At 36.7% G+C, this 9,541-nt stretch carries 8 protein-coding genes; 2 read left to right on the plus strand and 6 right to left on the minus strand.

The window, feature by feature from the left end:
• Nucleotides 1-115: 115 nt before the first annotated feature.
• A complete protein-coding gene (locus tag MTBBW1_RS23795; RefSeq protein ID WP_080808352.1) occupies nucleotides 116-649 on the plus strand; it encodes a DUF6155 family protein in 534 nt (177 codons plus the stop codon).
• Between the two features lie 35 nt (nucleotides 650-684).
• Nucleotides 685-1,128 (plus strand): NUDIX hydrolase, encoded by a 444-nt coding sequence (locus MTBBW1_RS23800; protein WP_245809542.1) that lies wholly within the window; start codon nucleotides 685-687, stop codon nucleotides 1,126-1,128.
• Nucleotides 1,129-1,926: 798 nt separating this feature from the next.
• On the opposite strand, the gene MTBBW1_RS23810 is transcribed toward MTBBW1_RS23800, so the two are convergent.
• The 6 genes from MTBBW1_RS23810 to MTBBW1_RS23835 form a co-directional block, all read right to left on the minus strand.
• Nucleotides 1,927-3,525, minus strand: coding sequence for a hypothetical protein (locus MTBBW1_RS23810; protein WP_080808358.1), 1,599 nt, complete (start codon nucleotides 3,523-3,525; stop codon nucleotides 1,927-1,929).
• A gap of 769 nt (nucleotides 3,526-4,294) precedes the next feature.
• Entirely contained in the window at nucleotides 4,295-4,903 is a 609-nt protein-coding gene (locus MTBBW1_RS23815) for a tyrosine-type recombinase/integrase (RefSeq protein WP_080808362.1), read from the minus strand.
• A 181-nt stretch (nucleotides 4,904-5,084) separates the two neighbouring features.
• Nucleotides 5,085-5,882, minus strand: a complete 798-nt coding sequence (locus MTBBW1_RS23820; RefSeq protein WP_139786884.1) for a DUF7225 domain-containing protein — start codon at nucleotides 5,880-5,882, stop codon at nucleotides 5,085-5,087.
• 95 nt (nucleotides 5,883-5,977) lie between these two features.
• A complete protein-coding gene (locus MTBBW1_RS23825) occupies nucleotides 5,978-6,709 on the minus strand; it encodes a hypothetical protein (protein WP_080808371.1) in 732 nt (243 codons plus the stop codon).
• 33 nt (nucleotides 6,710-6,742) lie between these two features.
• On the minus strand, nucleotides 6,743-9,109 hold the full coding sequence (locus tag MTBBW1_RS23830; protein ID WP_080808374.1) for a type I restriction endonuclease subunit R: 2,367 nt from the start codon (nucleotides 9,107-9,109) through the stop codon (nucleotides 6,743-6,745).
• Nucleotides 9,106-9,541 (minus strand): DUF3226 domain-containing protein (locus MTBBW1_RS23835; RefSeq protein ID WP_222424157.1); only part of this gene is annotated, 436 nt, incomplete at its 5' end. The genes MTBBW1_RS23835 and MTBBW1_RS23830, both read right to left, overlap by 4 nt.

Here is a 9,541-nt window from a genome sequence, read left to right on the forward strand (position 1 = left end):
TTATACAATTTTATTGGACAAGGGGGTACTTGAAAGGATATAGATCAAATGGTCAATATAGTCAATCTGATGGATTCAACTTTTGCTATATCCAATATATCAAAATGGAGAACACATGAAAAAGTTTACCTTACCTGCACTCAAAAAAGAACTGGCAAAGAAAACAAAAGAGGAGCTGATAAAAGAGATTTCATCTCTATGTCAAGAATTTCCACAGGTCAAAGAATACTATAAAGCTCAATATGGAGATACTTCCGATATCCTCAAAAGATATATTGATATCATTGAAAAAGAATTTGTAGAAGGCAAGAGAAGAGGTATGCCCAAAGCACGATTGTCAGTTGCAAAAAATGCAGTGAAAGACTTCAGAAAATTGATTACTGATATCGAACTGGTAGCCGATGTTATGTTCACATTTGTTGAATGCATATCAAATTTCAATGATGAATTTGGCGTTGATGAAGAGGATTACTATACAGACCCGGAGGATATGTTTGAGGAAGTTTTACAATTGCTGAAAAAAAACGGACTATCGGACAAATTTCAAGAAAGAGCCTATGATATTGTTAATCGAGCAACAGATTCATGGGGTCATTTAGATTCTCTCCAGGAAAGGTATGAAGATGTTTACGGAGATTTTATTCGATAAATCACTACTTCCATGAAAAGTTAATGGGATTACAAATGGCTGAGAATATGGAAAGCAGTAAAAAGTATCCAGATCAACCGATGCTTGCAGTTGGTGCAGTAGTATTCAAAGAGCAAAAAGTATTGCTGGTGAAGAGAGGAAAAGCACCTTCCAAAGGAGCTTGGGCCATCCCTGGTGGAAGTGTCAAAGTGGGGGAGACACTCAAACAAGCTGCTGAAAGAGAAGTGTTTGAGGAAACCGGTATCAAAATCAAAGCTGGTGAACCAGTATACTCTTTTGAATCTATTGAGCAGGATGAAAATGGAGCCGTTCGATTCCACTACTATATCGTGGATCTGGAAGCAGAGTATCTTGACGGAGAAATGACACCAGGGGATGATGCTGATGATGCGGCGTGGGTATCAGTGGATGGTCTCAAAGAAAAAAATGTGAACCCGAGGACACTGGAGTTGTTGTCTGACTTGTACGACTTTGGATAAAGAGAGGAAATATATGGATTCTTTTGAAGTGGTGTATCAATTTAAGTGAGCAGAGGTGTATCAGTTTTGCTGAGCGCTATAGCATTATGTGTTCCCCAACAGAAATGGTACAGGGAAGATAGTAAATTTTAGAAAGACCTGGAGCAGTGCGTGTCGGAAACTTGGTCTTGGTTATGGCTACAAGTTGAGTAAACATTATGTTCAAAAATAGAAAATGAAGTTTCCTGAAGGGCCAATCTTCTATGATCTCAGAAGAACTGCTGTTAGAAATATGGTACGGTCAGGCGTGCCAGAAAGAGTTGCCATGATGGTATCTGGACATAAAACAAGGTCAGTGTTTGACAGGTACAATATTGTTAATGATGCTGACCTTAAAATGGCATCTACACGGCAAGAAGAATATTTGAATCAACAGACCCAAGTAAATGCTATGAGCACAAATTAGGGCACAATCGATGATTTTTAAATACAAAAGGGCTACAGTTTATTACTGTAACCCTTTGATATTGCTTATAATTTTATGGTACGCCTGACAGGATTCGAACCTGTGGCCTACGGATTAGAAGTTGAATACAATATATATAAGTATTTGAAATCATAGGATATTTAAAAATCAAAGTTGCGTCAAAACACCCATTAAATGCAACCTATACGCAACCAAATGCAGCCTATTTCATTAACTTCTTTCGAAGTATCTCACAACTCATTTTATAACTGGTGTAGAGTCAACTTTAACATATATCGTGTTGTACTCGTGAAAATCATATGAAATGTAATACAGTAAAAGATTCGAATCCATCATTTTTTTCGTTTCATTTTTTTTTGATATTGAAAAATTCTTTCTTTTTCATATTTTAATAACGCGTCCATATCTTTTTCGATTGTAGTATTATCAACAGTGTTCGCATACATAGGTTTTCCTTCGGCATCTAATTTGATCAAAGGATATATTATGCGCAAGATATCTCTTTCCCAATTTTTCGTTATGAGAGTGTTATAATCTGTTATATCTTTATATTCATTATCATCATCAATTTTTTTAGCTAACATCTCAGTCATGTATAAATTAATTTCTGATTCGACTTTTTTTAAATAGGGACAACCTTTTTTACAGATATCTAATTTAAAAGTATTATTACAGGAACGTGCATCTTTTATTATACTTGGATAATTGTAGATTAAGTCTCTTTTTAACGCTTTAAGCTCTTTGTTTGTATCAGAAAGGATGTCTACAATTTTTGGATAGAGTTCAAAGTTCTTATTTTTTTGAAATGATATGATATCTTTAATGTATTTTAAGTGCTTTTTAAATAATTTTTTATCTAACTTTCCTCTTTTAGAAAGTCTATTAATGTCAAATTCAGATTCTAATTTTTTACAAAATTCCATCAAATCTTCGTAATGATAAAAAATTGATGTGTATTCAAAAAATGAATACACATCTTCAAAAATATCTGAAAAGGCCTTTTGATTATCCAAATATAATTGAGGTAATTGGGACGGTAAATTGCGAATTGTTTTGGCTAAATTGAAATATAAATCTGATATGTTGTTAGCTGTGTCAAAAATTTGATCAAGAAGTAGTTTTGAAAAATCATTCGACTTTATTTGAGATCCATTAAATGAATAAATTTGCTCATTGGGGTCTAATTCTTTACCCGACTCTGTTTGGGAATATTTAAGGAGATACTCTGGCTGAATTTCAACTTTATTATCAATGATCTCTAATGTATATGAATTATAGTCGCCATTTGAAATATACCGTAATGACATATAGGATAAGCGGAATGCTGTTTCAGAATCGTTTGATTTAGAGATATACTTTAACATGTCTTCTAGTGAGAATGACATTAAAGTTTCTTTCGAATTGCAATGATGCAAATATGAAAATAGCAATATGTAATATCTTGAAATCATTTCATCAAAATTATCCAGCATTTCATTCTTTGGATAGAGCTTGGAAAGCAACACCCATAGAAATTCTTTTTTTGAATGGATAATATTAACCATTATATCCATTGGCTTTATAAGAAAGTCTCCGTAGTTCAAGTTTTTTTCAGGACTTTTATGCTTCGTTGTGGCAGATATTTCTGCCATGGCCGTTATATAAGAGCTTTCCTTATCGTCCTTAATTAACCACCCCAATGTTTTTAGCCATCCAAATTCTTGCAGAATTCTTGCTTCATTAATTTCTGCTCCGAGCTTCACTGTTATGATCATAGGCCAAATAGTTAAAAGAGATATGTCGGATAGTTGAGACATATTCTCCTGGAATTCATCTTCTTCGTAATTGTTCAAAAACGGAGCTATATCATCACGTACTTTGTTTAACCATTCATCAATTTTCTCATTTCCCATAAGTGCTAATCTTCTCATTTTTTTCTTTGAAAATTCCAAAATGTTACAATTCCATTGACCCCTATAAAAACAATGCTTTAATAAGAGCACAATTAGGGTCAATGGAACACAACTAAAACGTTAAATTTTTTCTGCGCCAGTGCGAATTTGATAACGATAATAATTCAGAATCTTGCTTTGATCAAATCGAGTTATGAGCATTCTCAGCACATTATGTGTGAAAGGTGTTTTTTTTGATTGTATTGTTTCGATTCACTAACCATTCAACTATCCATTCAACAGCATTCAACAACATTCAACAGCACTCACTATCATTCAACAGCCATTATTTAGCTATATATGGCATTTCATCTCAAATATTTGTCGATTTCGTCGTTTTTATATGATTTACTCAAATTTACGCATAATATCTTCGTTTTTTAAAGAATAATCTTGGCAACTAAATCTAACTATTTGAAATATATACAAATCAGGCTACAGATTTGCAAAAAGAAAAATTGGGAAAAATTCAAAGGAAACCTCTCTATGGAAACGAAGCTCAATGAAAAAGAGGGAGGAATAAATGAGTTTCTCAGAAAAAAAATCTCTGGCAGTGCAATTTGATAGAATTATAGAGGTGCATAGGTTGACGGTCGGCAAATTTCCCCTAAGTCGGGTAAGCTGGGAATGTTGCGACCCCATAGAGCCGCTACCAGCTTATTCACTCCCCTAAGAATTGGGAGTGTGATCCAACTCAAGTTTCTCAAAAGTCTTTGGTGAGGCCCATCGCTCCCGCGTTTTTCCTTGATAAGTTCAAAGCGCTAAAACTCTAATACCCAATCTCATTCTTCAGTATCCCACTGACTTCTTTATCATGAATGCCGAGATACCTCATGGTCACAGCAGGACTGGAGTGGTTGAACCTTTTGGCTAACACTTCAAATCCCACTCCAAATTGTGTTCTCTGAATATATCCAAAAGTTTTCCTCAACGTGTGGGCACCGTAATTCTCTTTCAGACCGATCTGAGCTGTCCATTTCTTCACCATACTGTTGACAGTTTGAATCGTCAAATGATTATTGCCTTTTCTGCTGGAAAACAAAAAATCCTCATCATCAGGATTATAATCTTCAAGATACTTTTTCAGTGCTTTAAAAACGGTCTTGTTGATCGCCAGAACATTACTTTTCCCAGTTTTACCTTCTATAATGGTGAGTGTGTCTCCGGCAGAGAGTTCTCTTACCTGACCCACCTTCAACTTCAGAAGGTCTCCAACACGAAGTCCATTGTTGATGCCCATCAGAAATAATAGTTGATCTCTGGAGCGGTCGTTCAATCGTCTGACAATTTTTTTGATGTCCTTGTCTCTTCTGATTGGTTCGACAGTTATTCTGGAACCTTTTTTAGGGTGGTTTGGGTTCTTTATCTCTTTGGTCATAAAATCACCATGTATGTTAAGTTGGTATGGTATTGTTTTATGATAGTTAGTATTCAAAATCAATTTGTTTTTGTTGGCATTGATGTTTTTTAGTTTAAGTAACTGATATAATTGTTTAATTGGCTGAAATGCGAATCTTAACTTTTATGTAGAAGTTAGGATTGAAAATTTTCATTTCATTCTATAATAATACTGCTTTTGATATATCGAGTTCATATCTATGACTGTATAAACGAGAGACTTCGATTGCTTTTGTGACAGATCCATGATACACAATACTAAATTTATTGGCTTTGTATTGAATAACCATGAGTTCATCTACACGATCAAGCGTATTTGAATTTATGCTGACAAAACCAGAAACTTGTGCAGTTGTTTTTACACTGATTCTTTTACCATGTTCGGAAATCACATCGAAACCATGTTGATTTGGTACAGCTGCTAAAGTTCCATTCGTCTCCATTGCACATTTAAACTCTCCAATTCGACCTATGAGATGCCTGACTTCAGTAGCTTTACAGCCAAGAATGCTTATTTCGAGCTCCAATAATCCCAGATAATTACTGTAAAGTTCTTCAAGCCTGTCTTTACTTAATCCACTGACGTTACTGGTGGGTTCTGCACCATGGTCAGTATCATGTTCTTCATATGTTAATGCTTGGTCAAAGTCGATATATTTACCGTTTTTCCACTCTCCAACTATTTTCTCCTTTGTTTCACCTTTTTCTTTGTGGTAAACCCAGCCACTATATTGATGATCACGACCTACATATTTATATTCACCTGCTCCAAGAAAAATGAGAATATTTTTATCATTAGCAATGCCATGATTTGTCCTATTATAACAATAATCCGAAGGAATAACGGAATTTTTATTTATACCATAATGGTCATGACATAAGTCTTTGATTTCAGATGTGCTGAATATTGACTTGTTTTGTATTTTTAAGATTTCATCTACTTTATCAAAAATTGTCATAATATTCCTATGTGGGATGTATCTCATTCCAAAAAAAATGTGATAAAAAATTCCAGTTCTTTTACAGCCAAACAACACCTTCGTGCCATAACCCCTCATTCTATATTGGTAAGCCTCTGATACACCTCCTTCAGAACTACCCCTGCCACCAGGTCACTGAAATCTCCCCCTTCCATTAATCGGTTAAAGATATCAGTATTTTGATCCATCCTGTCGATCACTTTATTGATGAAAGCATCCTCAAACGGAAATTTGAAGTTATCAATGGTATTTGCAAGAGCTTGAATCTTCAAATTTTCATCTGCTATGCAATCCTGAACAATCTGGTCAAAAAAGAGTCGATCCGTTTCGTTAAATTCAGTTCCAAAGCGGTCATTGATGGTGCTGATGATCTCTGACAAGGGAGATTTCTCTTCATCTTTCTTTCTACGCACACCGGCTTCTGTTGCACCGGAAAGTGCCCACTCCGAACAGGTTTCAAGCACGATGTCTCCATCACCGGCTTTATTTAGTCGGTAGTACTCAAGAGCCACTTCATCATCAAGCTTCAATCTCTCTTCAATACTCTTTTTGGGGAGTTTCTTCAGCAGGAACCGAATATAGGGAAAGAGCTTCTCCAATTCAATATCATAGAATGGAACTATCTGGGATAGGAATGAATACAAACGAGTAAAGGATACAAGGGTATGCTTAAAGTCATCCTGGGAAATCTGCCCATCAACTGAAGCGTCTTCAGGAAGTGCTTTGAATCGTTCCACAGCAGGGTCAATAAAGGCATTCAGTTTGGCTTGATTTTTTTTATTGAATTTTGGGCATGCTTCATTCACCTCTTTACACTTTTCAGAAAGATAGACCCATTTTTAAGGGAGTATCATTTTCAAAGTGTAAAGTACTTTTGAGGTCATATGAAGGATGCCGAATTTTGGGTCAAAGTATTTTTTTGAGAAGTTTTCCACTTCCGATGACCAGATCACCTGAGCGGCTTCAATCCGACTCTTTTGATCATACAGAAGATTTGGCTCTGTCTTTTCTTCAAGGGTGGTTACTTCATAGTAGGGTTGAAATGATGTCTTAATATCATCCGCTTCATTTGCAAAATCAAGAACAAAGGTGTCCTCTTTTCCTCTGCATTTCCTGTTCAATCGGGAGAGGGTCTGAACTGCTTTGACACCAGATAATTTTTTATCCACATACATGGTGTGAAGCAGTGGTTGATCGAATCCGGTCTGATATTTATCTGCTACCAAAAGGATCTGAAACTCCGATGTATTGAACTTCCTGGGCAGTTCCTTTTCTCCAAACTGATTCATTTCAATCTCTTTATACTCGATACCTTCATCATCAACAGTACCGGAGAATGCAACCAGGGTCTTGATATTTATATATCCCTTTTCCTTCAGATATCGATCAAACTCCACTTTATAGCGTACTGCATGGAGCCTTGAGGATGTCACCACCATTGCTTTTGCCTGCCCATTGATTTTTTTGGATACCACCTGCCTGAAGTGCTCAATCATCACTTCTGTTTTCTGTGAAAGGTTATGGGGATGCAGGGACATGAACCGTGCAATGGCAACTTTCCCTTTTCTTGTATCAATCTTGGGGTCATCTTCAATGGCTTTGTTCAGTTTGAAGAAAGTTTTGTATGTGGTGTACCCCTTCAGAACATCTAAAATGAACCCTTCTTCTATTGCCTGCCTCATGGAGTAGAGATCAAAAGGTTCTGGTTTTCCATTTTCACCTGTCTCTCCAAAGACCTCCAGAGTCTTTGCTTTGGGTGTGGCTGTGAATGCAAAAAAGCTGATATTCTTCTGCTTCCCCCGTGACATCATGGTTCTTCGGATTTCATCTTCCGGTGAATCATCGGTTTTTGAATCCATATCTTCAAGCATTGCTTCTTCAAGGGTTTTAGCAGAAAGCACCTCCTTCATTTTTCTGGATGCTTCACCACCCTGACTGCTATGGGCTTCATCAATTATAACTGCATAGTTCCTTGATTTTCTTTCACCTTTATATTTTTCCAGCTCTGCAATTTTATCAATTACAAAAGGAAATTTTTGTAAGGTAGTTATGATAATGTTGAAACCGTGGTATATGGCATCTGCAAGCTGATCTGATTTTTTATCGATCTTCTTAACCACCCCTTCTTTATGCTCAAACTGATAGATGGTGTCCTGCAGTTGGGAATCCAGTACTCTGCGGTCGGTGATGACAATAACAGAATCAAAGACACGTTCATCAAATCTATTGTGGAGACTGGAGAGACGATAGGATAACCATGCAATGGAATTGGATTTACCACTTCCAGCACTGTGTTGAATTAGATAGTTCTTACCAGGACCATGTTCTTTTGCATGATTAGATAATTTCTTGACCACTCGATACTGATGGAACCTGGGAAAGATCACCTTTTCCTTGATTGATTTCTTTCCATTTTGTTCCACAGCTTCTTTTTCAAGGTGGATAAACCTACCAACGATATCCAGCCAGGAATCCTTTGCCCAGGTATCTTTCCAGAGATAATCGGTTCGATATCCATACTTATTGACAGGATTACCTTTACCGTTATTATCTCCCTTGTTGAAGGGGAGATAGAATGTCTGTGAGCCTATCAATCTGGTGGTCATCCATGCTTCATCTGTATCAACAGTGAAATGTACCAGTGCTCTTTTATTGAACTGGAAGATCAACTCTTTTGGGTCACGATCAAAATTGTACTGCTGCTTTGCATTCTCAACAGTTTGACCGGTCATCTGGTTTTTAAGTTCTATGGTGGCAATCGGCAACCCATTCAGCCCCAGTACCAGATCAAGGGAGTTTTCATTTTTCAGAGAATACTTAACCTGTCTGGTGACGGTCAGAATATTGGCATCATAGAGCTTCTGGGAATCTGGATTGAGACTACTTTCAGGTTTGAAGAATGCAGTCTGGAATTTGACACCATAATCTGTGAATCCTTTTCGGATAACATCCAGGGCACCCCTTAAACTAACCTCTTTCACAAATCTTTTGATGACATTCTCTTTTGTATTGGCACCATGGATGGTATGCAGCTTCTCCCATTTTTCAGGTTGGGATTGCTGAAGAAATTGTATGAAGGTGGTTTTATCAAGTGCTATTTCCCGATCAAAGAGATTAGGGTCTCCAGCAATATATCCACCATTTTCAATCAGTTCTTCAACGATTGCCTGTTCAAATGTCTCTTCTGTGTGTATGGCTGTTGTCATTTTGTAAGTTCTTTAAGGAATTGTTTGATATCATTCAAGATATCAGATTCAAAATTGAAATATGATTTTTTAGCCGCAATCCCAAGGCTTGGTACAAATTTACACATACCTGCTAAAAAAGTATGCATCTTTGCTTTTGCTTCATTTCGCGGAAAAGAATTGTTTTCCAAATTTTCACGCAAACAGGATATATACTGATTCACACAGGTCAACACAGGGCTATCCACCACCGTACTAAGACATAGATCTTCCAACATCCCATTTTCCGAGTTCCCCGGCATGATGTAAACACCAGTATTGATTCCATTTGAAAAAGTCATTTCTCCCGGTGCTTCGGGAGTAGGTTGACCATGACGACTGAGTATTCCGACGACACTCTGAAATGCACTATTTGCATCATCATCTGCATCCCTTATAATTGCATATCTTTTT

Origin of the sequence: Desulfamplus magnetovallimortis (assembly GCF_900170035.1) — a bacterium.
In the GTDB taxonomy this organism is placed as follows: Bacteria; Desulfobacterota; Desulfobacteria; order Desulfobacterales; family Desulfobacteraceae; genus Desulfamplus; species Desulfamplus magnetovallimortis.

Coding starts and splice junctions, on each gene's coding strand:
- MTBBW1_RS23795 (WP_080808352.1), top strand. CDS start 116: ATGAAAAAGTTTACCTTACCTGCACTCAAAAAAGAACTGGCAAAGAAA.
- MTBBW1_RS23800 (WP_245809542.1), top strand. CDS start 685: ATGGCTGAGAATATGGAAAGCAGTAAAAAGTATCCAGATCAACCGATG.
- MTBBW1_RS23815 (WP_080808362.1), bottom strand. CDS start 4,903: ATGACCAAAGAGATAAAGAACCCAAACCACCCTAAAAAAGGTTCCAGA.
- MTBBW1_RS23820 (WP_139786884.1), bottom strand. CDS start 5,882: ATGACAATTTTTGATAAAGTAGATGAAATCTTAAAAATACAAAACAAG.
- MTBBW1_RS23830 (WP_080808374.1), bottom strand. CDS start 9,109: ATGACAACAGCCATACACACAGAAGAGACATTTGAACAGGCAATCGTT.